Here is a 23,133-nt window from a genome sequence, read left to right on the forward strand (position 1 = left end):
TTATTCAAACAACTCAGCAGCCTCTTTTACACATTCAGCTGTCCCTTTCTTTATCAATTGGTTCAGCCGCTGTTCTATGTTTTCGGATTGCTGAGTTTGAGTCGCGGCGATGAGAATATCACCTGTGCCTCCTCCGTCTCCCAGCACTTTCGTCCGTTCTGCTTCGGCAGCCATAAGAGCTTTGATGAAGAATTGATCTGCCGCATAGCCGTTTATCAAAATCCAAATCGAAAAGCCGGTCTGAACGCATATGAAAACGGATAACTCTCTGTCTTCATACGTTCGATACACGAAACGGTCAAGTCTTTCTGAAGAAGCCATCGCACACGTCTCCTGCAGTTGAAAACCGCTTTCTGAAAGACAGGCCGTAAGTCCTTCTATCGGATCTGGCTGATCTGGCAGCCGTTTATGGATCAGCGTCCTGCTCCACGAAAACCCTGCACCGATAGGCGTCGAGGACAATGTTCGAAGCGGGATTTCCGTTTGCAGAAGAATGTTATCACGCCCCGCTTGGAGCAATGCTTCAAATGGGATAGACTGCCGCTTCGCGCTATCTTTTTCAGGCTGAATCACAATCATCGGTTTAGGTGAGCTTTGATGTACCAAGGCGGTGACATCTGTATCGTACACCGCCTTTATGCTTTGTTCTGTGACAGCATATTCCGGTTTTTGCTTAGGCCCAGCGGCACCGTTTTTCATAAACATGAGCTCATCACAGTACAGGCTTGCGGTGTTCAGATCATGAAAAACGCTGACAGCTGCCAATCCGCTTTCTCTCGTCAGGCGTTTGATCAGATCAAGCAGGTCTTTTTGATAAGCCAGATCGAGAAAATTAGTCGGCTCGTCCAAAAATAAAATACGCGGCTGCTGCGCCAAAGCTTGTGCCAAATACACCCGCTGCTGTTCCCCTCCGCTTAGTTCGCGAATCGGCTTTTGCGCAAAATCGGCCACTCCTGTTTGCTCCATTGCTTCCTGTACAATGGCTTCATCCTTTTCAGTCTGCTGTCTGAACAGCCCCGTTTGGAATGGATATCTGCCAAAGGCTACAGTTTCTTCGACGGTAAAGGTGAAGGCTTGATCCGTTTTTTGCGGCAGGACAGCCATGATTTGGGCCAGTTCCTTCGGTTTATAGTCCGCCAGCAGTTTTCCGGCCAGATAAACCCTGCCTTCCTTGGCCGGCAGCGTACCTGTCAGCAAGTGCAAAAGCGTAGTTTTTCCGCTTCCATTGGGGCCGAGAATTCCGAGAAATTCTCCCTTCTCCACGGTTAAGCTGACATTGTTAATTAGGCGGCTGTCGCCGTATCCTCCCGACAGCCCTTCTGCCTTCATCATAAGCTTCTCCCCCCGCGGTGCTGCCGAATTAAAATAAGAGCGAACACAGGCGCTCCCGCCAAGGACGTAATGATCCCGATCGGCAGTTCAATCGGCTCAATGATGGTTCTGGAAAGCAGATCGGCTAAAACAAGAAACCCTGCCCCAAGCAAGGCGGACAGCGGCAGTAAATGCCGATGGTCCGTTCCCCACAAAAGCCTTGTGATATGCGGAATCACAAGGCCGACAAAACCAATCGTACCCGATACTGCCACAGCGCTTCCCGTCAAAAGAGATCCGGCTATTAAAATCATCATCTTCCTCTGCTGAACACTGACTCCAAGAAGCTTTGCTTTATCTTCTCCATATGTCATCACGTTCAGTTCCCTTCCGTTTATAATCAATAAAATGGTTCCCAAAAGAAAAAACGGGAGAAACAAAATAACATAGCTCCAGCCCCTCATTGAGACGCTGCCAAGCAGCCAATGCACAATCGGAAGCAGGTTGTCTCCTGTCAAGGCGATGATAAGAGAAATAAATGCGCCTAAAAAAGAGTTGGTGATGACACCGGTCAAAATGAGGGTGGAAACAGACATCGAAGCATGAACGAGGCGGCTGAAGAAAAGGACCGCCGCCATCGTGGCAAGTGCCGCGGCTACACTCACAACCGGGAGTGTAAACTCTCCGATGACAGGAAGGTGCAGACCTAAGAACAGAGTCACAACAGCTCCGACTGAAGCACCGGATGACACACCTAGCGTATAGGGATCAGCAAGCGGATTTTTCAACAATCCTTGAAAAGCGGCCCCTGCAATAGAAAGAGCCGCCCCCACAAGGGCGGCCAGCACAACTCTCGGCAGTCTGATATTCATCATAATATTAGTGTACATCGGATCATCAGAACCGATAGAGCCGCCGAAGCCTTGATGCCAAAAGACACGAAAGACAGCGGGAATAGGAATATGCAGGCTGCCGCAAGAAATTCCTAAGATGATGCTCACGGCTAAAAATGAGAAACCAATGATATATGCGGCATAACGATTATTCCTTAAACGTATCCGGGTAAATGCTTTCTGCAAGTTCTTCGACCCCTTCGATCAGACGGGGACCGGAACGTGTCACAAGATCAGGGTCCACATCATATACACGATGATGTTTCACAGCATTGATTTCGCTCCAGCCATCGCGTTTTTCCACAGCTTTCGCTTTCACACCGTCCGTTGTAACAATTGCATCAGGATTGAGTTTTACGATCGCCTCGTCTGTCATTTGCACCCATCCTGTCTGATCCGCAGCTGCGTTTTTAGCATGGATGACATTCAGCATTTCATTCATAAACGTATCTTTTCCGGTTGTATAAATGTCAGGATTAGGAGAAACCTCGATAAATACGCTTTTCTCCTCGTCCTTTGAAATGTTTTTCGCTTTTTCTTGAATATCCTTTAGATCTGATTTCATGCTTTTCACGAGCTGGTCGGCTTTTTTCTCCGCCCCGGCAGCTTCTCCGATCATTTCGATTGATTTGTACACCTCGGAGAATGATTGTGCATCATTGACAGTCAGCACTGTAATGCCCGCGTCCTTCAGCTGTTTGATGGCATCCGCTGATGCTGACATGGAAGACTCATGGGCCAGAACGAGATCTGGTTTTAGAGAAATGACTTTTTCAACGTTTACATTCATATCTCCGACTTTCTCAACCTTTTTGACTTCCTTTGGATAGGTATCGTTTGTGGTGACACCGACCACTTTGTCACCAAGGCCGAGTGCGTATGTAATTTCTGTGTTGCTCGGCATTAATGAAACAATCTTTTTTGGCTCTTTTTTGATGGTTACATCTTGGTTTGACGCATCATCAATGGTGACAGGAAACGCTTCTGTTTTTTGTTTTGCCTTTGAATCCTTCTGATCCGCAGGATTGCCGCAGCCTGCCAGCATAACAGCAGCCAGCAGGAGCGCAGTCCATATCCCGGCTCGTTTTTTCATAATATTTTCCTCCTAAACGAACTAAAAAAGCATCTCTACGACGGTAAAGATGCTGTAAACAACACAAAAAAGCCTATTGTTTACACATCATCTGTCCTCGCAGAATTCGTGCTGATCAAACAGGCAGGTATCCTGGCTCTTGGCGCTTGCCCAATTACAGTGGCGGGACCGCACCGGCTTTTACCGGTTTCCCTTTTAAGCCGGCTGTTGTTCACGGACCGGCACCTATTTGACATTCGTATCCTTTTTTCGGAGTAATTATACTATATGACTGACAGGCTTGTATATGCGTCCTGAATGACTTTTCCCCGTATTGTGTATGGGAGCAAAATCCTCGTAAACACTAAATTTGATCTTGTATACTTAATACCATCATCAATCAAAAGGAATGATTCTTATGGATTTACAGCTAAAAGACAAACTCGTCTTAATCACCGGCTCGACGTCCGGCATCGGGAAAGCCGCCGCAAAAAGCTTTCTGCAAGAGGGTGCGGCAGTCATTGTCAACGGACGCAAACAGGAGACTGTCGATCGCACCATTGAAGAGCTTTCTGGCTATGGAACGGTGCACGGTGCTGCTGCCGATTTGTCAAAAACAGATGAAGCAGCGGCTTTTATTGAAAAAGTAAATGAAATCGGTGATATCGATATCCTTGTCAACAACCTTGGTTTCTTCGAAGTAAAAGACTTTACAGATGTGACAGATGAGGAGTGGAATCAATATTTCGAAGTGAACGTGATGAGCGCCGTTCGGACAAGCCGTCACTTCCTTCCAAAAATGCTTGCCAAAAACAGCGGCCGCATTTTAAATATTGCAAGTGAAGCAGGCGTCAAACCGCTGCCAACGATGATTCCATACTCAATGACAAAAACGGCGCTGATCAGCCTTTCAAGAGGAATGGCTGAAATGACAAAAGGCACAAATGTGACGGTCAACTCAGTGCTCCCGGGACCTACTTGGACGGAGGGCGTGGCATCCTATATGGAAGGCGCCGCACAAGCAGCCGGCCAGGATACAGATACATTTATCAAAGACTATTTCAAGGTCAATGAGCCAACCTCGCTTATTCAGCGATACGCGACAGCAGAAGAAGTCGCCAACACAATCGTATTCCTCGCGTCTGACGCCGCATCCGCCATTAACGGCACGGCACAGCGTGTGGAAGGCGGCATTATCCGTTCTCTGTAGTATAAAAAACGCATCCGTTGTTTCGGATGCGTTTTTTTTATACGTCTCCAGCAAATGGTACCGGCTGATATCCGCCTGTTTCCAGTTGTGCTGAAAACAACCCTCCAGCGTGAGGCTGCTCGTATCTCTCTTTTTCTGTCATTTGTTCTGTTGCCGTTGTAATGTAAAGAGTTTTTAAGTCTCTGCCGCCGAACGCGCAGCACGTGACATATTTAGCCGGCACGCTGATTGAATTGATTTCTTTTTTCTGAAACGGGTCAATGTGAACAACGCGGCTGCCGCCAAACAGCGCCACCCACAGCATGCCATTTTGGTCAATTGTCATGCCGTCCGGCAATCCGTCCGACTGATCAAAACGATAGACAGGTTCTGGATTCGAAACATCTCCGCTTTGAGGATCATAGCTGTAACGCACAATCTCCTGCGTCGGCGTGTCGATGTAATACATCAAATTCCGCTCGCGGTCCCAATCCAAACCGTTTGAGGTGGAGACTTGATCCTTGATTTTGACAAGACTGCCGTCTAGATTCAAACGGTACAGCGACGCCTGTTTTTGCTCGCCTTCCATGCTCGTCGTCCCCGCCCAAAGCCTTCCGTACGGGTCACATTTAGCATCATTAAATCTCAGGCTCTCATGCATGTCCTTCGGCTGTTTAATTTTTTCCAAGCTGTCATCCCGAAGATGATACAGGTAAAACCCGTCCTTCATCGTCATAATCAGTTCATCCTTTGAATATTTCGCAAGCGCCGTCACAAAGGATTTGAATTTGATTGATCGGTTGATTTTTTCTTCAGGGTCAAAGATGTGGAGCTCGCTCCCCAGGATATCAACCCAATATAAGCGGCCGTTTTCTTCATCCCATAACGGGCCTTCTCCAATCACTGCCCGAGTGTCTGCTTCCAATACTGCATCCATGTGTTACACCTCTTTAGCTTCAGTCTATATATTGTTATTCCCGGCAAAGAGGTGTCCAAACCACATGATGTTTATTGTTTTTTAAAAAGGATGGTAATGACCGTTCCAATGTCCATTCTGCTGTTCACATGGATCGTTCCGTTATGCAGATGGACAAGCTCCTTGGCAATCGCGAGCCCGAGACCCGTTCCGGCAGTTGAATCTTTTGTGTTCGTCCCTCTGTAATAACGGTTAAACAAATGGGTGATCGTTTCTTCATCCATTCCTTTCCCATTGTCCTTCACCTTTAAAGAAATATGATTTTTTGTTTGTTCCAGAATGACTTGAATCTCTGTTCCTTTGCCGTTGTGTTTCACGGCATTCCCAAGGAGGTTTTCTAATATGCGCCTGAACCACGCTTCATCAAGGGCAAATTCAATATGCTCTTCTTTGGATACAAACGAGATATCATACCCTTCAGAAAACGGATTTTTCTTAAAATCCTCAATGACATTTTTAAAAAACGGGATAAGGCTAGTGAGCTTTCTCTCAATAGGAAGAGCATCATTTTTCAGCCGATACGTTAAATTTAAGTCTTCAATCAGCTTGGACATGTATTCAGATTTTTCTCTGACAACCTGCCCCATTTCTTTCACTTCTTCCGGCGACCAGTCATACTGCTTCGACTCGAGCATCATGCTGTAGCCGTAAATGCTGCTGAGCGGTGTTTTTAAGTCATGTGACAAACCGGCAATCCATTCTTCCCTTGTCGCCTGGATTTTTTCTCTGTTTCTTTTATCCCTTCTCAGCGTTTCAGTCAGCTGATCCATTGATTCAAATATCTCACCAAAGAAGCGGTACGGCTGTTTGATTTTTCCCTTTTTATTTTTGCTGACAGGACGGCCTTCCCGGTTTCTGGGCTCCTCAAGCTTCCCTTTTGACAGATTGACCAGCCATCTAATCGTGTGAAAAATCGGCAGCCCGAATCGGAACATATACCAAACGGTCATCCAAATGATATACATGAACAAAACGGCCATCACGAGAAACATCGCTTTTAATACAACCTTCAGGAATGATTTGTTAAACTCCTGATCGGTTACATAGACAGGGTTCGGCACCGTAGCGACCATCCATCTGTCTTTATTGAGGATCTTAACGGAAATTTCCCGCTTATAGTTCCAAGGCTTAGAGCTGTATTTAAGCAGCTCCAGCTGGTTCATCGTTTTTCTTTCGCTTTTTGTGCTGTTGATGCTGTCGAGAATCTTTCCATTGCTGTCTAACAGGTAAATGGCGCCTTTTTTCCGTTTAATATAGTCGATGGTACTGGACTTATAGTGCGCTAGTGAGTCTATCTTTTGTTCGCGCTTTTCAACGGAAGTCAGGAGCTGTTCACTTTTTGATTTCCAGCCGGACAATAGAAGATACGACTTATCTTCAATATTGATGGCCCAATAATTCAGTTTATAGTTATGAAGCTTTTTGGTTTTATAAATAGACAAAAGCTCTTTCTTGGTATAGGTGCCCGGCACGTCTTTTGGCACGCCGTAGGAATAATCAGTGTTTCCTTCCGAATCAATGATTTGCATCCAGCCGTGCTGTTTATCAACAGATTTCTTCAGGAAATTATCCACTTCCCATGTCCCGTCTTCGTTTACATCGAGATATGCCTCAAGTGTGTCGGTCGTTGCTTTCGTCAGCCCTGAATTGGATTCCGCATCGCTAAAACGAGCGTCTAAATAGAAAAACGACGCAACAAGCATAACCGTAAGCAGCAGGATCACAATCAGCATCTGGCCGAAAAAGTGAAACAAAAACTTCCATCTTAACCTCATGACCGCTTGCCTTCAGGATTTGGGATAAAACGATAGCCGAGACCTCGAACGGTTACAATATACTCCGGATTGCTCGGATCGCGCTCAATCTTCTCCCTAAGCTTGCGAATATGAACCATGACGGTGTTGTTGTCACCGTAGGAAGGATAGCCCCATACTTTTTCATATATTTGATCTTTGGAAAGCACCACGTTAGGGTGTTCACAAAAATACTGCAAAAGCTGCAGAAGCTGGGCTGAACAGGCAACGGCTTCCCCGCCTACGATCAGCTCGGCATTTTGCGGAGAAAAAGTAAAATAATCATATGTGTAGGTTTGATTTGAACTTGTTTCTTTTGATTGATATGTACGCTTGAGATGTGCTCTGATCCGCGCCGCTAATTCCAGCGGATTAAATGGTTTTGTGATATAGTCATCAGCTCCAACCGCAAAGCCCGATAATTTGTCCGCGTCGGATGATCTTGCCGTCAGGAAAAAAATCGGAGCGTCTGAATACTCTCTGATCAATGTGCAGGCTTCAAAACCGGACATTCCGCCCATCATGACATCCAGCACAATCAAGTCAACCTTATTGGCCTTCACAACGGGAATCGCTTCTTCTGCGCTTGCCGCATCCAGTATATTTCGATAACCTTCTTTTTCGAGAACGCGTTTGATCATGTCCACAATCGCTTTCTCATCGTCTACGATTAAAATTGACGCATTTTCCACTTTTATGTTCCTTTCTGTCACTGTTTTTTTCATCTTATCATTATATCGTTTATTTATGGTACATTTTTGAATACATTGGAGCTTGGCAAATCAAAACAGCAAAAAAGGAGCAAACAAGCGCTCCCTTTTGATGTTTTTTACATATGAAAATATTATGAGTTCTCATCTACCATGTACAAAATAAACTCCCAAAACCCCGGTACATCCTGACATAAAAGCATATCAGCCTTTTCAAACATTTTGATCTTCAGCTCTTGCTCTAAATCTTCTCTTTCTTGATAGGACGTATTGCTGAGTTTTTTTCTGATCATCGGTGAAAAGCATGCAATCAGGTGCTCAATGTCATAAGTCTCGTCTTTTTGTTTCTTTTTTTGTTCAAACTGGCCGTTCACAGCTTACTTTTCCCCCTTTTTTTGCGCCGCTAGCTGCTTTCTGATATTCTCCAGCCCCTTTTTATGAATGTTGGAGATGTTTTGTCGGGACTCCCCTAATGAATCTGCAATCTCCTGCATCGTGGCACCGTGAAGATACACTTTCGTCAGCACACTTTTTTGTTTGTCAGTCAGCTTCTGGATCGCTTGGTAGAGCTGATAATCCTGAACATGCTGGCTCAAATCATCCTGCCTGTCTAAAAATTCTTCAAATGCATCGCTTCCTGTTTCGGAAGGAAGCCGATCTCCTGCCTCCGGATGATCAACCGTCAGCGGATACCGTTTTTGGTTTTTGCGAACCCGCTTATCAAAATCAATAGAAAAGATGCGAATCATTGAATTCATATACTTGACGATGCGGATTTCTTTATAAAACTGCTTAAATAGCTCGTCCAATGATTTTGCATCTTTTTCGTTAGGGCTTTCCATTACGTTTTTGAACAAACGGTAATGCTGAGGATTGCTCAAAAAATGCTTCACGATGGGATGCTTCATTATCTCCTTACATTTTGACCGTAAAAGACTTTGATAGTCCATTAAACCGCCTCCCTACTAAATTAAATGAAGGAAAGCAAAAAAAAGTAAACTACTACTTTCCGACTAGTGTCTTCCAAAATACTTTGCAGCAGTTTACGTTTTATCGGATTTCCTTCACTTACATACATGACTGCAGAAAAAGAAGGGAGGTATTTTCCTATGGATCAGGTTTTTATAGAGGAAGTCGTAAAACAGATCGGCAATTTGGGGTTTCCCGCGCTGATTGCAATGTATCTGCTGACCCGATTCGAAAAGAAGTTTGATCAACTAATAGAACTAATGACAGAACTGAAAGATCATGCAAAAAAATAATTTTTCAATCGAAGTTGACTTTTCACTGTTTTTTTTCACTTAACAAAACAGAAGGGAAAACGAAAGGCCTTTCACCTTCTCTTTCTGCTATCACATTAAATTTAAGGAGGAAACATTTCATGAAAAAACAAAATGACATTCCGCAGCCAATTAGAGGAGACAAAGGAGCAACGGTAAAAATCCCGCGCAATATTGAAAGAGACCGGCAAAACCCTGATATGCTCGTTCCGCCTGAAACCGATCATGGCACCGTCAGCAATATGAAGTTTTCGTTCTCTGATACTCATAACCGATTAGAAAAGGGCGGATATGCCCGTGAAGTGACAGTACGTGAATTGCCGATTTCAGAAAACCTTGCATCCGTAAATATGCGGCTGAAGCCAGGCGCCATTCGCGAGCTTCACTGGCATAAAGAAGCAGAATGGGCTTATATGATTTACGGAAGTGCAAGAGTCACAATTGTAGATGAAAAAGGGCGCAGCTTTATTGACGATGTAGGTGAAGGAGACCTTTGGTACTTCCCGTCAGGCTTGCCGCACTCCATACAAGCGCTGGATGAGGGAGCTGAGTTCCTGCTCGTGTTTGACGATGGATCATTCTCTGAAAACAGCACGTTCCAGCTGACAGATTGGCTTGCCCACACTCCAAAAGAAGTCATTGCTGCGAACTTCGGCGTGACAAAAGAAGAGATTGCCAATTTGCCTGGCAAAGAAAAATATATATTTGAAAACCAACTCCCTGGCAGTTTAAAAGATGATATTGTGGAAGGGCCGAATGGCGAAGTGCCTTATCCATTTACTTACCGCCTTCTTGAACAAGAGCCGATCGAATCTGAGGGAGGAAAAGTATACATTGCAGATTCGACAAACTTCAAAGTGTCTAAAACCATCGCATCAGCGCTCGTAACAGTAGAACCCGGCGCCATGAGGGAACTGCACTGGCATCCGAATACACACGAATGGCAATACTACATCTCCGGTAAAGCTAGGATGACCGTTTTTGCATCTGACGGCCATGCCAGAACGTTTAATTACCAAGCCGGTGATGTCGGATATGTACCATTTGCAATGGGTCATTACGTTGAAAACATCGGGGATGAACCGCTTGTCTTTTTAGAAATCTTCAAAGACGACCATTATGCTGATGTATCTTTAAACCAATGGCTTGCCATGCTTCCTGAAAAATTTGTTCAAGCGCACCTTGACTTGGGCAAAGACTTTACTGATGTGCTTTCAAAAGAAAAGCACCCAGTAGTGAAAAAGAAATGCAGTAAATAAAAGACTTGCGGCTTGCAGAGAGCACTCGTTCTCTGCAAGCCTTCATAAGGAGCTGAACCAGTGAAACATCAAAACCCTTCAAAACGCTTATTGCGGCTCTCCATAAAGTACTTGCTGGCCGCAGCAGCAGTGGTGTTGACCTATTTTGCTGTCATCTATATATTGTTTTCTTTAGCGGGAACGAGCTACCGCTCAGCAGCTCATGTCCTGCTTTTTGCCGTGGTATTCCTTGTTCTCGGATTATGCTTTGAACCATTTGAAAGGCTGATGATACATAGCTTTACATTTTTCAAGACAGGAAAACGTCTATTCATTCTCCTTGCCGGCATCGTACAGCTGCTGTTTTTGTGGATGACTGCTCATACAACAGACCAATTGATCAGCGACATCTGGCTGTCCACCACAGAAGAAATGATTGTCGCAGCCGTTTTTTTGATTTTAGACAAATGCAACTCGGCTCTTCCCAGCTAAAAAAAGAACGCATTCCAATTGGATGCGTTCTTTTTATTCATAGCGAAGCGCGTCTACAGGCTGAAGCTTCGAAGCCTTGATGGACGGAAGCAAGCCGAAGATAATGCCGACTGCCATTGAAAAGATGAGTGCTCCGACAACAGCTGGAATGGAGACGATAAAAGGCATCGGAAAAATGACCGTCAGCAGCTTGGCGATGCCGAAGCCCGCCAGCACACCGAGTATTCCGCCAATGCTTGTCAGCACGACAGCCTCGGTTAAAAATTGAAATAAAATCACACGCCGCTTAGCACCGAGCGCTTTCTTAATTCCGATTTCCCTCGTGCGCTCCGTTACGGAAACGAGCATAATGTTCATGACGCCGATACCGCCCACCAAAAGTGAAATACTGGCGATTCCGCCAAGCAGCAATGCAAATGACTGATTAAAGGACTCCACTTCCTGCGCGATCTCCTGAAGATCCATTACACTGTACTCTGCTTTTTCCAGCTCAGCTTCTGACAGTCCCTGATTTAAAAGATCTGCAGCCATTACACCCGCTTCTTGGATATGCTCAGAAGAATCAGCCTGCACGGCAATCTGCGTTGGCGCGTCAAACCCTTCAATAAGCGGCCACACTTTTTTCGGCACGTACAAAACCGGGTTCGCATAGTCGCCTTCAAACATGCTTTCCTGTTGATTTTTTTCTTTAAAAACACCGACGACCTTAAACGGCACACCATTCATCTCAATGTTTTTATGCAGAGCTTCTCCGTCTGGAAACAGTTCATCTCTGACAGCTTCATTGATCATCACTACTTGGTGTGTGCTGTTTAAATCGTTTTCCGTCAGCTTTCTCCCTTCGGTTATTCGGATTGGAAACATGTCAAAGTAATCATCGTCCACTCCATACACTTGGGGATACGAAACGTTTGTTAAATGAAAAACGCTCGCGCCTTCTGACAAGTAATATAAGGATAATCCTTTGACCATCGGATCTGATTTGATCGCCTTTACTGTTTCTTCCGCTACAGGCGGCGCGGACGCATACGACACCTGAGGGCCGCCGCTCTCCTCTTCTCCGCCAGACGGCTGGTAGACAACGTTGATGGCGTTGTTTCCCATGCCGATCATACTTTGCTTTAATTGCTCACTTTGGCCCTTCAGCATTGAAACAATCGCGATGATTGCCGCTATGCCGATAATCACGCCGAGCATTGTCAGAATGGATCTTAATTTATGAGAGAAAATGGATTGAAAGGAGATTCGAATATGTTCAAGCATGGCTGATATCCCCTCTCTCATCTAATACCAGCTCTCCGTCTCTGATAAAAACGGTTCTGTCAGCTTTTTTGGCGACGTCCGGGTCGTGGGTTATCATAATAATAGTCTTGCCTTCCCGATGCAGTTCAGAAAACAGTGACAAAATTTGTTCACTTGATTTGGTATCAAGCGCCCCGGTCGGTTCATCAGCTAAAATAAACCTCGGCTGATTGACAAGGGCCCTCGCTATCGCCACCCGCTGCTTTTGGCCGCCGGACAGCTTAGGCGGTTTGTAAGAGACCCTGTCTTTTAATCCGACCTTTTCCAGCGCTTCATATGCCCGTTGCCTTCTCTCTTTTTTCTTCACTTTATTGTAGATCATCGGCAGCTCGACATTTTGCAGCGCGGTGAGACGTGGCAGCAAATGGAAAGTTTGAAACACAAACCCGATTGATTCATTGCGAATTTCGGCTAAAGCCCCGTCTTTCCCTTTCAATATATCGATCTGGTCAAGCGTATAGGTTCCTGAGGTTGGCCTGTCCAAACAGCCGATAATATTCATTAACGTTGACTTTCCAGAACCCGAAGGCCCCATAATAGCTAAAAACTCCCCCGCCTGAACAGTCAGATTGATATGTTTCAAGATTGGAACTTCTTCTTTTCCCAGCTTGTACGACTTCGAAATATTATTCAGTGTCAGCATTGACTGTAACCTGCTTTCCTTCCTTGACCGCGGGATCAGGATAGATCACATAATCTTCCGGCGTCAGGCCGCTCTTAATTTCCACCATGTCATTTTCATCAGTCTCTCCGATTTCAACAGGCTGCTTAACCGCTTTCTGATTCTCATCAGCTTTCCACACATACGGTTCGCCGTCATCCTGAATGACCATGTCGGACGGCAGCTTGATCGTGTCCGCATCAGCATTATCACTCATCACTTCGATGTTGACATGATAGCCGACTTCAAGACCTTTATGGCTGTCTAATAAAATGGTGAAAGGATAGTTAGAGGACTGGGGATTCATTTCTTCATCAGCAAAGCTTTCTGATTCTTCACCCTCGCCTGCTCCCGCTGGAAGCTTGCCGATCGAGGTGACCTTACCTTTCCACTCGCCCTCACCGCCTGTTTTCAGCGTGACCCTGACTTTGCTGCCTTTTTTGATCGTGTCCATTAACAGCTCATTGATTTGGCTTTTGACCAGATATTTGCCCGTCGAAACAATCTGGATATACGGGCCCGTTGCCTGGTCGCCTGTTGCACCGTCAGCGATATCCTGATTGACGCTTTGAACGATTCCGTCATGCTTGCTTGTAATGACATTGGAACCTTTGTTTTTCGTCAGGCCAGCCAGTTCTTTTTGATGCTGCTTCAGTTCAAGCTGGCTTGTTTTCAAATCGAAATTGGCCTGATCAAGTTCATCTTGAAGCTGGGTTTTCTCTTCTTTTCCTGCCGCTTTCAGCTTCTTTTCCGTTTCCGTTATTGATTTTTGCAAACGGTTGATTTGCAGATTTGTCATTTCAATTTGCAAATTTGCTTGCTCCACTTCATCAGAATGATCCTCGCCCTCATACTCAAAAAGCTTATCGCCCTTTTTAACCTGATCGCCTTCTTTGACGTATGTTTTTTTAATGCTGCCTTTTTCTGAATCTATGTATACTTTCTGCTGTTTCTCAGGTTCAACCTTTCCAGAAAACGTTTGGCCTGATTCTGAATCTCCTCCCATGTATACCGCGACCGATTCAGCATAGGGCTCCGATGATACGGCAACTTGGTTCATGTGGGTAAAAAAGTAAAAACCGCCAGCGCCGATCCCAGCCAATACAAGCACACCGGCACATATCGCACCGCCAATAAGCCATTTTTTCTTCTTGGACACAACGATCTCCTCTTTCTGTAAACTATGTAATATTTTCGAAACATTCTAACCAATATTATCTATTAATTCAAAAAGACTTGCAATCCTTTTATTGAAATGATTGAATCAAATAGAAAAATTGTATTTTCAAAGCCGAATAAAAAAAATCCCGGCTTCAAACCGGGATTTTTTCATACAGTAACTAGCTCTTTTTCATTTTTAATCAAGTCATATGTCAAGCATACAGGTTTATTTGTACGGGGATCAGTCACGATTTCGGCATCAATCTGAAATACCTGCTTCAAAATGTCCGGTGTCATGACCTCCAGTGCAGTTCCTTCCTTGATGACCGTGCCTTTTTTGAGCGCGATCATATAATGAGAAAAACGAGCTGCATGGTTAAGGTCATGAATGACCATTAAAATCGTCCGCCCTTGCTCTTTGTTGAGTCTGTCAAGCAGCTGCAGAATTTCAAGCTGATGTGCAAGATCAAGATACGTTGTAGGTTCATCCAGCAGAAGCAGTTCCGTCCCTTGCGCAAGCGCCATGGCAATCCACACGCGTTGACGCTGTCCGCCTGACAATGCCTCAATCGGCCGTTCAGCATATTCAGCCATGCCTGTTTCTTCAAGCGCCCATTTGATAATCCGGCGGTCTTCGTCATTTAATCTGCCGAATCCTGATTGATGCGGAAACCTGCCGTACGACACCAATTCGTGCACTGTTAGGCCGCTCGGCGCTTCAGGTGTCTGTGGAAGAATCGCCATATCTTTCGCAATGTCCTTTGTAGACATTTTATGAATCGCTTTGCCGTTTAAATAGACGGCACCTGCATGTGAACGCATAATTCTGGACATTGTTTTTAAAATCGTTGATTTCCCGCAGCCGTTCGGGCCAATTAAGGTGGTAATTTTCCCTTTAGGAATCGATATATTTAAATCCTCTACAATCACCCTGTCGCCATAACCGATTCCAAGCTGTTCCGTTGATAATGAATTCATATTCGGCCCCCTCCTCTAATTCGCTTTCATCAATAAATAAATAAAGTAAGGCGCGCCTAGCACGGAAATGACAAGTCCGACCGGAATTTCTGATGGTGCCAATACATTTCTCGCCAGCGTATCAGCAAGCAAAAACAGGAATGAGCCGATGAAGGCGGAGACCGGTATCAGCGCCTGGTGACGTGGACCGGTCAGCCTTCTAGCCACATGCGGCGCGATCAATCCGAGAAACGCAATGCCCCCCGCAGCTGCCACGCATGAAGCGGCAAGAGTGACCGCTGCCAGAAGAAGAATCCGTCTTTCCTTTTCAACAGCGGTGCCCAGCCCGGTCGCCAATTGGTCTCCGAGCTGCATAATGTTCAAATAGCGTGCCTTATATAAAGTAAACAGAAGCAAGATCACAATCCAAGGGAGAATCGCCCAGATCATATTCCAGTTCGCCCCCCATATTGAGCCGGATATCCAAACCGCGGCTTGCATAAAATCATGAGGGTCCATCTTGAGCTGAAAAATCAGCAACAGGGCATTGAATCCGGCATTCACCCCTATGCCGACTAAAATCAGCCGAATCGGTGTCACGCCTTTTTTCCATGCCAGAATATAAATGAGAAACGCAGCGAGGATTGCTCCTGCCAAAGCACTGAACGGCAGCATAAATGTTCCGAAAAAGCTGAGATCTGAAGCTGACCCTTGAAAAAAGTATATAAAAAGCACTACAGCAAGTGAACCGCCGGCGTTAATTCCGAGAATACCAGGCTCGGCAAGTTCATTTTGAGACACGCTTTGCAAAATGGCTCCAGCTACGGAGATCCCTGCTCCAACAAGCAAAGAAAGGATGATCCGGGGCAGCCTGAACTCAAATAAGACAAGTTCATCACGCGCCGTTCCTTGGCCGAAAAAAACCTGAAGCGTTTTAAGCGGTGCAATTTTGATAACGCCCAAATTGAGACTGATAAAAAAGACCACCACGATAAGCAAAAAGGTCACAGCCATTACGACGAGCGGTTTGTTTGTTTTTGTTTTCATTACAGCCCTCTCCTTTCACGACGTGCCAAATAAAAGAAAAAGGGAACGCCGATAAGAGAAGTCAGCGCGCCGACAGGCGTTTCAAAGGGCGCATTTACGAGTCTGGCCGCTATGTCAGCAAAAACAAGCAAAACAGCACCGAGCACCGCCGAGCAAGGAATGATCCACCGATAATCCACACCGACCAAAAAACGGGTAATATGCGGAATGATCAGCCCGATAAATGCAATGGTGCCGGCAATGGAAACCGCAGCTCCGGTCAGAATTACTACAATAAGCATGCCAACCAGTTTCACCGCTGATGTATATTGTCCAAGCCCTTTTGCCAGATCGTCACCGAGACTTAACACTGTAACAGACCGGGCGATGAAAAACGCGAGCGTTAAACCGACAGCCCCTGCAATAAGCAAAAGCTGGACCCCCGACCATTTCACACCCGCTACCCCGCCTGCGTACCAAAAGCTGATATCCTGAGCGACATCAAAGCGGATTGCAATGGCAGTTGAAATGCCGGTAAAGAAATAAGTAACTGCCGTACCCGCCAGAGCAAGCTTTACAGGCGTAAGTCCGCCCCTTGAAAACATGCCGATGCCCATTACCGTCGATGCCCCCAGTCCCGCTCCCGCAAAGGACAATAGCACAAGCCCCATTGCAGAAAGCCCGGGAAAAAAGGCAAACGCAATCGAAACCGCAAACGCAGAGCCTGATGTCACACCCATAATCGAAGGCTCTGCCAAAGGGTTTCTCGTCATCCCCTGCATGATTGCTCCCGACACTGCCAACAATGCGCCTACAAGCGCGGCAGCCGCCGTTCTCGGCAGCCGAAGATCATGTATAATTTGGTGAGATGTCTTTGTCGGCTGATAATAAAAAATGGCGTCCCATACAGTGCGCAAATGAATATCCGCTGCACCGAGGGATATGGATAAAAATGCGCCAAGGCAAAGCAGGCATAGACCTGCAATAAGGACGATGACCCCGCCATATGTCCTTGACGTCCATTGGATTTCTTCTGATGCAGTCTGTATATTTTTATGTTGACTCAACTGCCGTACTTCCTTTCTGTTACTGATAATGATTATCAATTGCTGTTTCAGTATATCACTTTTTTCAGCTGATTTAATAGAGTGTTTTGAACAAAAATGAAAATGCATTTGCAAAAAATATCGTGTCAACCGGCACTTGCAGTGGTATAATCACAGATGATAATGATTCTCTTTTTCATCTATTTTTTTAGAAAGAAGGTATGAGATATGACCCATATATACAAGAAACTCGGAGCCGCGTTTTTTGCCCTGTTATTGATTGCAGCGCTGGCAGCCTGCGGGAATAACTCAGAAAGCAAAGGTTCTGCCTCTGATTCAAAAGGCGCAGAAACCTTTACATACAAGGCTGAAAACGGAAATGTAAAAATCCCGAAGCATCCTAAACGGGTGGTTGTCATGGCAGACGGCTATTACGGCTACTTCAAAACACTCGGCATCAACGTTGTCGGCGCGCCTGAGAATGTATTTAAAAACCCTTACTACAAAGGAAAAACTGACGGCGTCGAAAACATCGGAGACGGCACTTCGGTTGAAAAGGTCATTGATTTGAACCCTGACCTGATTATCGTCTGGACAACACAGGGCGCTGATATTAAAAAGCTTGAAAAAATTGCGCCGACTGTCGCAGTAAAATACGATAAGCTCGACAACATTGAACAGCTAAAAGAATTTGCAAAAATGACGGGAACTGAAGATAAAGCTGAAAAATGGCTGGCCGAGTGGGATAAAAAAGTTGCGGCAGCTAAAACAAAAATCAAAAAAGCGGTCGGTGACAAAACCATTTCCATTATGCAAACGAACGGAAAAGACATTTACGTATTCGGTAAAGACTTTGGAAGAGGCGGAAGCATCATTTACAAAGACCTCGGCCTGCAGGCTACAAAGCTGACAAAAGAAAAAGCCATTAACCAGGGGCCAGGTTATACAAGTATTTCATTAGAGAAGCTCCCTGATTTCGCCGGAGATTACATTTTCGCGGGCCCATGGCAATCAGGCGGTGATGATGGCGGCGTTTTTGAAAGCTCCATTTGGAAGAACCTGAATGCCGTTAAAAATGGCCATGTCTACAAGATGGATCCGATCGGATTCTATTTCTCTGACCCGATTTCATTAGAAGGACAACTGGAGTTTATTACGGAAAGCTTGACTAAATAAACAAAAGAGCCGACTGCCCGCGGCTCTTTTGCTGATTTATAAGGAACGGCTCAATTTGAATCATATCAGATATTTTCTTTGAGCCATTCATATTAAGCTGCATCCTCATCGCGATCAGTTTTTTTATGCTGGAGAGACTGAAAAACGTTTTTTGCATATTCGATTGTGCCTTAAGGTTTTTCTTTCGATTTCAGCTTTCCTGTCAGCTAGGTTAACGAACGGATTCCTAACAGGAGAAATTGTGATTTTATAAAAAAGACACCTGAGCAAATCAGGTGTCTTTTCATTATGCTTGTTTTTCTTTCTGGAACTTTTTACTCACAAATGGATAAACGATTAAGCCGACAAAGAATAAACCGATGCCGAGGATAAATGTCGTTAAATCTGCTGTGCCTGTTACGATAACAAACACGGAGTATGCACACGCCAGTATCGCGATCAATCCGTCTCTTACACGGGAGCCTTTCAGCTGGTCATACGTTTCACCTTTGATGACTACCTTCAAGCTGTAGATTGCAGATACCAGATACGGAATTAAATATGCAAGTGTAGCCGCTGTCGTTAAAAATGTAAATGCGTCACTTATTGTCCGGGAAATAACCGAGAAAATGAAGACCTGTGACATGACGTTTGTAATAATGAGTGCAATGACCGGACTTCCCTTTTTATTCGTTTTTGCAAAAAATGCCGGGAAATCTCCTGCTTTAGCGGCTTGGTATGGCACCTCAGAGCCAAGCAAAATCCAGCCGAGCATCGTTCCGAATAAACAAAGGATAGCCAAAAGCGCCATAATCACGCTTCCCGCGTTTCCAACAATCGCATAGAGTACATCAACAAATGGTTTTTCAGAGCCGACAAGCTTATCATGCGGCAGAACACCCATCGTAATTAAAGTCACAATAATATATATGCTCAAGGCAATCAGCAAGCCGGTAATTGTCGCACGTTTCACATCACGCTGAGAGCGCGCACGGCCGGACAGGATCACCGCGGATTCAATTCCGACAAACGCCCACAGTGTAGAAATCGCGGCGTTATGAACCTGGCCGCCAATTCCAATGCTTGTGCCGTTTTCTCCTTGAACCGGGAAATAAAAATGACCGAATAATGCCGTTTGAAACACAAACAAACCGGCAACGATAAAGAAGACAAAACCTAATACTTTAGAAAGCGTTGTGACAAAGTTTAATTTACTTGCGCCGTTAATGCTGGCAACAAGAATCGCGTGCGTTCCCCATAACAAGATCGTACATACGGCAAACGTCAGTAATTGGCCGAGTGTCACCTCTTGCCCGCCGATCGAAAACATCTCACGTTTATCAACCAAGATCGGGAAGAACGAAGTCAAGTAACCGGCGAGACTTGTGATGATCGCCACGTTGCTGATCCAGCTCGCCACCCAGTAGCCCCACACCATTGTGAAACCGGCAGCGTTGCCTTTTTTCGGGTCAGAAAACAGCGCTCTTGCATAACTTTGCGGTCCCGCTGTCAGTTCAGGCTTGCGAATGGACAAATGTCCGAACACAAGTGCAATCATCAGCACGCCGGCACCTGTCAAAAGCCAGGCGGACGTAGCTCCAAACGGACTCGCAATTGAAGCAAGCGAGCTCGGCAAGGAGAAAATTCCTGATCCAACCATATTTCCAACGACAAACGCCGTTAATAACCAAAAACCCCATTTTTTTGTCTGTTCCATTCCAGTACCTCCATGATTCTTTGTACGGACCAGACCCCGAGATCATATAAACGCAAAAAAAGCCTGAACAAAAGTCCATGCTTAAAGAAACACACACCCTTGATCTCCGGATAGCCCTCCGCGAAAAAGCACGCGGCAGTCCTGCACTTATTCAGATACAGTCCCAGCATAGAGAAGGATCGGCTTTCTCCACACTTCGGCGCTGATGCCTTTTACACATGTTTAACAGCCCCTGTCAGCCTGGCATGTGTGACTTATCATCCGCGCAACCTCTACCTCACTGAGAAAGAGTGAGGATTTAATTATTCAGTTACTCCCAGAAGGTTATCAAAGAAAGGATGATCTGTCAAAGGGAACAGATGGAAAATACGGATAGAGCCAAGCCCTATCCGCATGTGGTTATCGATTATTTTTCTTTTTTTGCACAGCTTCTTGAAGCGGATCATCTTTTAGAGCTGAACCAGCATCTTCAAGAGCTCCTTGGATTACGTTTTTTTCTTTTTCGGAACGTTTTCCTTTATCTTTATTAAAGAAACCCATTCGTATCACCTCTTTTAAAAAATAGGTACATGTTTAAGATGCCTTTTTCCTGAAAAATTATGCGAGATATTTTTTATCGTCCAAAGTCCTGTTGATCAAACATACATTCTCTTGATATATTTGTAATTCAGAGATTTTTTGCAAAAGATAAAAGGAGAAGCGGCAAATGACAGGAAAAACACACATCATGGGAGGCATCGCTTCTTGTACGGCAGCGGCTTATTATTATGGATTTGATCCAGTGCTTATGGCTGCGTCAGGCGCGGTTGGAGCATTAATACCCGATATCTGCCACACACAAAGCAAAATCGGGAGAAAATTTCCTATTTTATCGAAAGTGGTCAGCTCCGTTTTTGGCCATCGCACCTTTACACACAGCCTGCTGTTTATGCTCATCATGTTTTTTATCACTTCTACATACATTCCAGATAAAAACATATCAGCCGGCCTGATGATCGGAATGGCGAGCCACTTGATTCTTGACGCTTGGACGGTGAACGGAATCAAATTATTATTCCCTTCAACGATCCGCGTTCGGCTTCCATTATATATGAAGACAGGCAGTTTTTCTGAGCAGCTCGTGCTAGCCGGCCTGACCCTTGCTTCATGTTACTACTTTTATATGCTGTTTCATGGGCGCATGTTTTAAACATGAGTGCTGAGACTTGTCTGAACCGGCTGTTTTTAGTAGGTTTTACTTAAGAAGCATTTCATGCAGATGATCAAGAAAACGTGAGGAGTCATATTGATGAAAGGAACCTTTTTTCACAATCAGCGGTTTTTATGTTTTTCGATCTTATTTATGTGGATCAAAACGTATATGATATATAAACTCGGCTTTGATTTGCAAATCGATACTCTGTTGGAGGAGCTAATGCTGCTGGTCAACCCGCTCAGCTTTATTCTTCCTTTATTCGGTATCGGCCTGCTTTTAAAAGAAAACAAGCAGCGGGTCTTTTTGCTGATTGCCAATTTGGTTCTGACCGTCATCTTGATCTCCAATACGATTTTTTACGGCTTTTATATCGATTTTATTACCATCCCGGTTTTATTTCAGGCCAGCAACATGAGCGATATGGGCAGCAGTGTAAAAGAACTGTTCCATCCTCTGTTTATCGCCCTGTTTGTGGATTTGGTTTTTCTGCTGCTGTTCGCCAGAAAAACCAAACACCCACAGACAAAAGCCGCTCCCCGCACGATCAAACGGTACTATGCAGCTTCCTGCGGCATGCTTTTATGCACACTGGCACTTGCAGAAGTACAGCAGCCGAAGCTTTTGGCACATTCTTTTGACCGGGAAATGCTAGTCAAAAGCATCGGTCTGTTTCAGTTCCATATTTACGATACAATTTCTCAGACTGTTAATATCAGCGCGAAAGCTTTTGCCGATGAAGACAGTATAACTGCCATTAAAAACTACACAGAGGCTGATTACAGCAAGCCTGATCAAAGCAAATTCGGTCTTGCAAAGGGGCGCAATGTCATCTTTGTAACACTTGAGTCGACCCAAAGCTTTGTTCTGAATGAAAAAGTAAATGGAAAAGAAATTACCCCATTTATGAATGATCTCATTAAAAAAAGCTATTCCTTTGATCATTTCTATCAGCAAACAGAACAAGGCAAAACATCAGATTCAGAATTTATCGTCGCTAACTCACTGTATCCTTCCCTTAGCGGCGCCGTCTTTTTCACGAAAAGCGACCATCAATTTCATACGATGTATAAATCGCTGAAGCAGCACGATTATTATTCAGCCGTCTTTCATGCTAACCATAAAACATTTTGGAACAGAGATGTCATGTACGATACATTTGGCATTGACCGCTTTTTTGATGTTGATGATTTTCATGTCACTCCCGGGACATCGACAAGCTGGGGTTTAAAAGACAAAGAATTTTTAGAGCAGTCCGCCGAAAAGCTGAAAAGCCTGCCGCAACCGTTCTACAGCAGTTTTATCACGTTAACGAATCATTTTCCGTTTGAGATTGATGAAAAGGATCAGCTGATAGATGAATTCGATTCAAGCAGTGATTTGTTAAACCGCTATGTGACCACGGTTCGCTATGAGGATGAGGCATTGAAGCATTTTATCAAAAAACTGAAGGACGAAGGCTTATACGAAAATTCGATGATCGTATTTATGGGAGATCATTACGGCATTTCTGAAGCCCATAACGAGGCAATGGCTGAGTTTTTAGGGAAAGACGAAATCACACCGTATGACAACGTTCAGCTCCAGCGGGTGCCGTTTATCATACATATCCCGGGAATCACCGATCAAAAGCCGGAAACCATCCCTGATGCCGGGGGACAGGTCGACGTCAGGCCGACGCTGATGCATTTGCTCGGCGTTGAGACAAAAGGCGATATCCAATTCGGCAATGATTTACTGTCCAGCGACCGCACCCCATTCGCCGTTCTGCGAAACGGCAGCTTTATTACGAACGATTATATATACACAAAGAACACGTGCTATAGCCAAAAAACAGGTGAAGTGCTGGAAGATCAGGATGCGTGCCTCCCTTACAAGGAGAAAGCAAACGAAGAACTTTCTCTCTCTGATAAAATTTTAAATGGTGACCTGCTCAGGTTTTCCGAATGAAAAAAATCCCTC

At 45.0% G+C, this 23,133-nt stretch carries 23 protein-coding genes and 2 riboswitches; of the genes, 7 read left to right on the forward strand and 16 right to left on the reverse strand.

What is annotated here, in order from left to right:
- The 3 genes from ACZ07B_RS13485 to ACZ07B_RS13495 are packed head-to-tail and all read right to left on the reverse strand — an operon-like array spanning nucleotide 1 to nucleotide 3,297.
- Nucleotides 1-1,329, reverse strand: coding sequence for an ABC transporter ATP-binding protein (locus tag ACZ07B_RS13485; RefSeq protein ID WP_464877406.1), 1,329 nt, complete (start codon nucleotides 1,327-1,329; stop codon nucleotides 1-3).
- On the reverse strand, nucleotides 1,329-2,390 hold the full coding sequence (locus ACZ07B_RS13490) for a FecCD family ABC transporter permease (RefSeq protein WP_464877315.1): 1,062 nt from the start codon (nucleotides 2,388-2,390) through the stop codon (nucleotides 1,329-1,331). Before ACZ07B_RS13490 ends, ACZ07B_RS13485 begins: the two co-directional genes overlap by 1 nt.
- Nucleotides 2,353-3,297: an ABC transporter substrate-binding protein gene (locus ACZ07B_RS13495; RefSeq protein ID WP_217020205.1), complete on the reverse strand. Its 945-nt coding sequence runs from the start codon at nucleotides 3,295-3,297 to the stop codon at nucleotides 2,353-2,355. The genes ACZ07B_RS13490 and ACZ07B_RS13495 overlap by 38 nt, the downstream gene beginning before the upstream one ends.
- Before the next feature lie 105 nt (nucleotides 3,298-3,402).
- Nucleotides 3,403-3,541, reverse strand: a riboswitch (cobalamin riboswitch).
- A gap of 153 nt (nucleotides 3,542-3,694) precedes the next feature.
- Here ACZ07B_RS13495 and ACZ07B_RS13500 point away from each other — a divergent pair.
- The gene (locus ACZ07B_RS13500; protein ID WP_217020203.1) at nucleotides 3,695-4,486 is read left to right on the forward strand and encodes an SDR family NAD(P)-dependent oxidoreductase; all 792 of its coding nucleotides are present in this window, start codon (nucleotides 3,695-3,697) and stop codon (nucleotides 4,484-4,486) included.
- A gap of 37 nt (nucleotides 4,487-4,523) precedes the next feature.
- On the opposite strand, the gene ACZ07B_RS13505 is transcribed toward ACZ07B_RS13500, so the two are convergent.
- From ACZ07B_RS13505 to sigO, 5 genes are all read right to left on the reverse strand, one after another.
- Complete coding sequence (locus ACZ07B_RS13505; RefSeq protein WP_003228493.1) at nucleotides 4,524-5,402, reverse strand: SMP-30/gluconolactonase/LRE family protein; 879 nt, start codon at nucleotides 5,400-5,402, stop codon at nucleotides 4,524-4,526.
- A gap of 71 nt (nucleotides 5,403-5,473) precedes the next feature.
- Nucleotides 5,474-7,216 (reverse strand): two-component system sensor histidine kinase YvrG, encoded by a 1,743-nt coding sequence (gene yvrG, locus ACZ07B_RS13510; RefSeq protein ID WP_015714690.1) that lies wholly within the window; start codon nucleotides 7,214-7,216, stop codon nucleotides 5,474-5,476.
- Nucleotides 7,213-7,926, reverse strand: coding sequence for a two-component system response regulator YvrH (yvrH, locus tag ACZ07B_RS13515; RefSeq protein ID WP_003243545.1), 714 nt, complete (start codon nucleotides 7,924-7,926; stop codon nucleotides 7,213-7,215). The genes yvrG and yvrH overlap by 4 nt, the downstream gene beginning before the upstream one ends.
- Before the next feature lie 152 nt (nucleotides 7,927-8,078).
- A complete protein-coding gene (gene rsoA, locus ACZ07B_RS13520) occupies nucleotides 8,079-8,318 on the reverse strand; it encodes a sigma-O factor regulator RsoA (protein ID WP_021480583.1) in 240 nt (79 codons plus the stop codon).
- 3 nt (nucleotides 8,319-8,321) lie between these two features.
- Entirely contained in the window at nucleotides 8,322-8,852 is a 531-nt protein-coding gene (gene sigO / locus ACZ07B_RS13525) for an RNA polymerase sigma factor SigO (RefSeq protein ID WP_014477957.1), read from the reverse strand.
- A gap of 201 nt (nucleotides 8,853-9,053) precedes the next feature.
- Here sigO and ACZ07B_RS13530 point away from each other — a divergent pair, with 201 nt between their 5' ends.
- The 3 genes from ACZ07B_RS13530 to rsiO all read left to right on the forward strand — a co-directional run bounded on the left by ACZ07B_RS13530 (nucleotide 9,054) and on the right by rsiO (nucleotide 10,954).
- Entirely contained in the window at nucleotides 9,054-9,206 is a 153-nt protein-coding gene (locus ACZ07B_RS13530) for a YvrJ family protein (protein WP_003244090.1), read from the forward strand.
- A gap of 119 nt (nucleotides 9,207-9,325) precedes the next feature.
- Nucleotides 9,326-10,483, forward strand: a complete 1,158-nt coding sequence (gene oxdC, locus ACZ07B_RS13535; protein ID WP_015384622.1) for an oxalate decarboxylase — start codon at nucleotides 9,326-9,328, stop codon at nucleotides 10,481-10,483.
- A 60-nt stretch (nucleotides 10,484-10,543) separates the two neighbouring features.
- Nucleotides 10,544-10,954, forward strand: coding sequence for an acid stress-sensitive anti sigma factor RsiO (gene rsiO, locus ACZ07B_RS13540; protein ID WP_003243579.1), 411 nt, complete (start codon nucleotides 10,544-10,546; stop codon nucleotides 10,952-10,954).
- A gap of 33 nt (nucleotides 10,955-10,987) precedes the next feature.
- Here the strand turns inward: rsiO and ACZ07B_RS13545 are convergent, their stop codons facing one another.
- From ACZ07B_RS13545 to ACZ07B_RS13570, 6 genes are all read right to left on the reverse strand, one after another.
- Nucleotides 10,988-12,217, reverse strand: a complete 1,230-nt coding sequence (locus ACZ07B_RS13545) for an ABC transporter permease (RefSeq protein ID WP_014480847.1) — start codon at nucleotides 12,215-12,217, stop codon at nucleotides 10,988-10,990.
- Complete coding sequence (locus tag ACZ07B_RS13550; RefSeq protein ID WP_014480848.1) at nucleotides 12,210-12,899, reverse strand: ABC transporter ATP-binding protein; 690 nt, start codon at nucleotides 12,897-12,899, stop codon at nucleotides 12,210-12,212. The genes ACZ07B_RS13545 and ACZ07B_RS13550 overlap by 8 nt, the downstream gene beginning before the upstream one ends.
- Nucleotides 12,883-14,076, reverse strand: a complete 1,194-nt coding sequence (locus tag ACZ07B_RS13555; protein ID WP_042974746.1) for an efflux RND transporter periplasmic adaptor subunit — start codon at nucleotides 14,074-14,076, stop codon at nucleotides 12,883-12,885. The genes ACZ07B_RS13550 and ACZ07B_RS13555 overlap by 17 nt, the downstream gene beginning before the upstream one ends.
- A gap of 170 nt (nucleotides 14,077-14,246) precedes the next feature.
- On the reverse strand, nucleotides 14,247-15,056 hold the full coding sequence (locus tag ACZ07B_RS13560; RefSeq protein WP_003243882.1) for an ABC transporter ATP-binding protein: 810 nt from the start codon (nucleotides 15,054-15,056) through the stop codon (nucleotides 14,247-14,249).
- A gap of 15 nt (nucleotides 15,057-15,071) precedes the next feature.
- On the reverse strand, nucleotides 15,072-16,082 hold the full coding sequence (locus ACZ07B_RS13565; protein ID WP_024573356.1) for a FecCD family ABC transporter permease: 1,011 nt from the start codon (nucleotides 16,080-16,082) through the stop codon (nucleotides 15,072-15,074).
- On the reverse strand, nucleotides 16,082-17,128 hold the full coding sequence (locus tag ACZ07B_RS13570) for a FecCD family ABC transporter permease (protein WP_464877316.1): 1,047 nt from the start codon (nucleotides 17,126-17,128) through the stop codon (nucleotides 16,082-16,084). The genes ACZ07B_RS13565 and ACZ07B_RS13570 overlap by 1 nt, the downstream gene beginning before the upstream one ends.
- A gap of 207 nt (nucleotides 17,129-17,335) precedes the next feature.
- On the opposite strand from ACZ07B_RS13570, the gene ACZ07B_RS13575 reads away from it, so the two are divergent.
- On the forward strand, nucleotides 17,336-18,283 hold the full coding sequence (locus tag ACZ07B_RS13575; RefSeq protein ID WP_464877317.1) for an iron-hydroxamate ABC transporter substrate-binding protein: 948 nt from the start codon (nucleotides 17,336-17,338) through the stop codon (nucleotides 18,281-18,283).
- Between the two features lie 286 nt (nucleotides 18,284-18,569).
- Here ACZ07B_RS13575 and ACZ07B_RS13580 read toward each other — a convergent pair whose 3' ends face one another.
- Both ACZ07B_RS13580 and sspJ read right to left on the reverse strand, forming a co-directional pair.
- Complete coding sequence (locus ACZ07B_RS13580; RefSeq protein WP_003228445.1) at nucleotides 18,570-19,979, reverse strand: amino acid permease; 1,410 nt, start codon at nucleotides 19,977-19,979, stop codon at nucleotides 18,570-18,572.
- 103 nt (nucleotides 19,980-20,082) lie between these two features.
- Nucleotides 20,083-20,262: riboswitch (Lysine riboswitch) on the reverse strand.
- Between the two features lie 116 nt (nucleotides 20,263-20,378).
- The gene (gene sspJ, locus ACZ07B_RS13585; protein WP_003221612.1) at nucleotides 20,379-20,519 is read right to left on the reverse strand and encodes a small acid-soluble spore protein SspJ; all 141 of its coding nucleotides are present in this window, start codon (nucleotides 20,517-20,519) and stop codon (nucleotides 20,379-20,381) included.
- Nucleotides 20,520-20,685: 166 nt separating this feature from the next.
- Here sspJ and ACZ07B_RS13590 point away from each other — a divergent pair, with 166 nt between their 5' ends.
- Both ACZ07B_RS13590 and ACZ07B_RS13595 read left to right on the forward strand, forming a co-directional pair.
- Nucleotides 20,686-21,168 carry a metal-dependent hydrolase gene (locus ACZ07B_RS13590; RefSeq protein WP_003228444.1) on the forward strand — a complete coding sequence of 161 codons (483 nt, stop codon included), beginning with the start codon at nucleotides 20,686-20,688 and terminating at the stop codon, nucleotides 21,166-21,168.
- A gap of 99 nt (nucleotides 21,169-21,267) precedes the next feature.
- Nucleotides 21,268-23,121 (forward strand): LTA synthase family protein, encoded by a 1,854-nt coding sequence (locus tag ACZ07B_RS13595; RefSeq protein WP_216995522.1) that lies wholly within the window; start codon nucleotides 21,268-21,270, stop codon nucleotides 23,119-23,121.
- Nucleotides 23,122-23,133: the final 12 nt, after the last annotated feature.

It is taken from the genome of Bacillus sp. 9.4 (genome assembly GCF_055486415.1).

Bases quoted from the DNA above. Each gene is read 5' to 3' on its own strand.
- ACZ07B_RS13485 (WP_464877406.1), bottom strand. From the start codon at position 1,329: ATGAAGGCAGAAGGGCTGTCGGGAGGATACGGCGACAGCCGCCTAATT.
- ACZ07B_RS13495 (WP_217020205.1), bottom strand. From the start codon at position 3,297: ATGAAAAAACGAGCCGGGATATGGACTGCGCTCCTGCTGGCTGCTGTT.
- ACZ07B_RS13500 (WP_217020203.1), top strand. From the start codon at position 3,695: ATGGATTTACAGCTAAAAGACAAACTCGTCTTAATCACCGGCTCGACG.
- ACZ07B_RS13505 (WP_003228493.1), bottom strand. From the start codon at position 5,402: ATGGATGCAGTATTGGAAGCAGACACTCGGGCAGTGATTGGAGAAGGC.
- yvrG (WP_015714690.1), bottom strand. From the start codon at position 7,216: ATGAGGTTAAGATGGAAGTTTTTGTTTCACTTTTTCGGCCAGATGCTG.
- sigO (WP_014477957.1), bottom strand. From the start codon at position 8,852: ATGAAGCATCCCATCGTGAAGCATTTTTTGAGCAATCCTCAGCATTAC.
- ACZ07B_RS13530 (WP_003244090.1), top strand. From the start codon at position 9,054: ATGGATCAGGTTTTTATAGAGGAAGTCGTAAAACAGATCGGCAATTTG.
- oxdC (WP_015384622.1), top strand. From the start codon at position 9,326: ATGAAAAAACAAAATGACATTCCGCAGCCAATTAGAGGAGACAAAGGA.
- ACZ07B_RS13545 (WP_014480847.1), bottom strand. From the start codon at position 12,217: ATGCTTGAACATATTCGAATCTCCTTTCAATCCATTTTCTCTCATAAA.
- ACZ07B_RS13550 (WP_014480848.1), bottom strand. From the start codon at position 12,899: ATGCTGACACTGAATAATATTTCGAAGTCGTACAAGCTGGGAAAAGAA.
- ACZ07B_RS13560 (WP_003243882.1), bottom strand. From the start codon at position 15,056: ATGAATTCATTATCAACGGAACAGCTTGGAATCGGTTATGGCGACAGG.
- ACZ07B_RS13565 (WP_024573356.1), bottom strand. From the start codon at position 16,082: ATGAAAACAAAAACAAACAAACCGCTCGTCGTAATGGCTGTGACCTTT.
- ACZ07B_RS13575 (WP_464877317.1), top strand. From the start codon at position 17,336: ATGACCCATATATACAAGAAACTCGGAGCCGCGTTTTTTGCCCTGTTA.
- ACZ07B_RS13580 (WP_003228445.1), bottom strand. From the start codon at position 19,979: ATGGAACAGACAAAAAAATGGGGTTTTTGGTTATTAACGGCGTTTGTC.
- sspJ (WP_003221612.1), bottom strand. From the start codon at position 20,519: ATGGGTTTCTTTAATAAAGATAAAGGAAAACGTTCCGAAAAAGAAAAA.
- ACZ07B_RS13590 (WP_003228444.1), top strand. From the start codon at position 20,686: ATGACAGGAAAAACACACATCATGGGAGGCATCGCTTCTTGTACGGCA.
- ACZ07B_RS13595 (WP_216995522.1), top strand. From the start codon at position 21,268: ATGAAAGGAACCTTTTTTCACAATCAGCGGTTTTTATGTTTTTCGATC.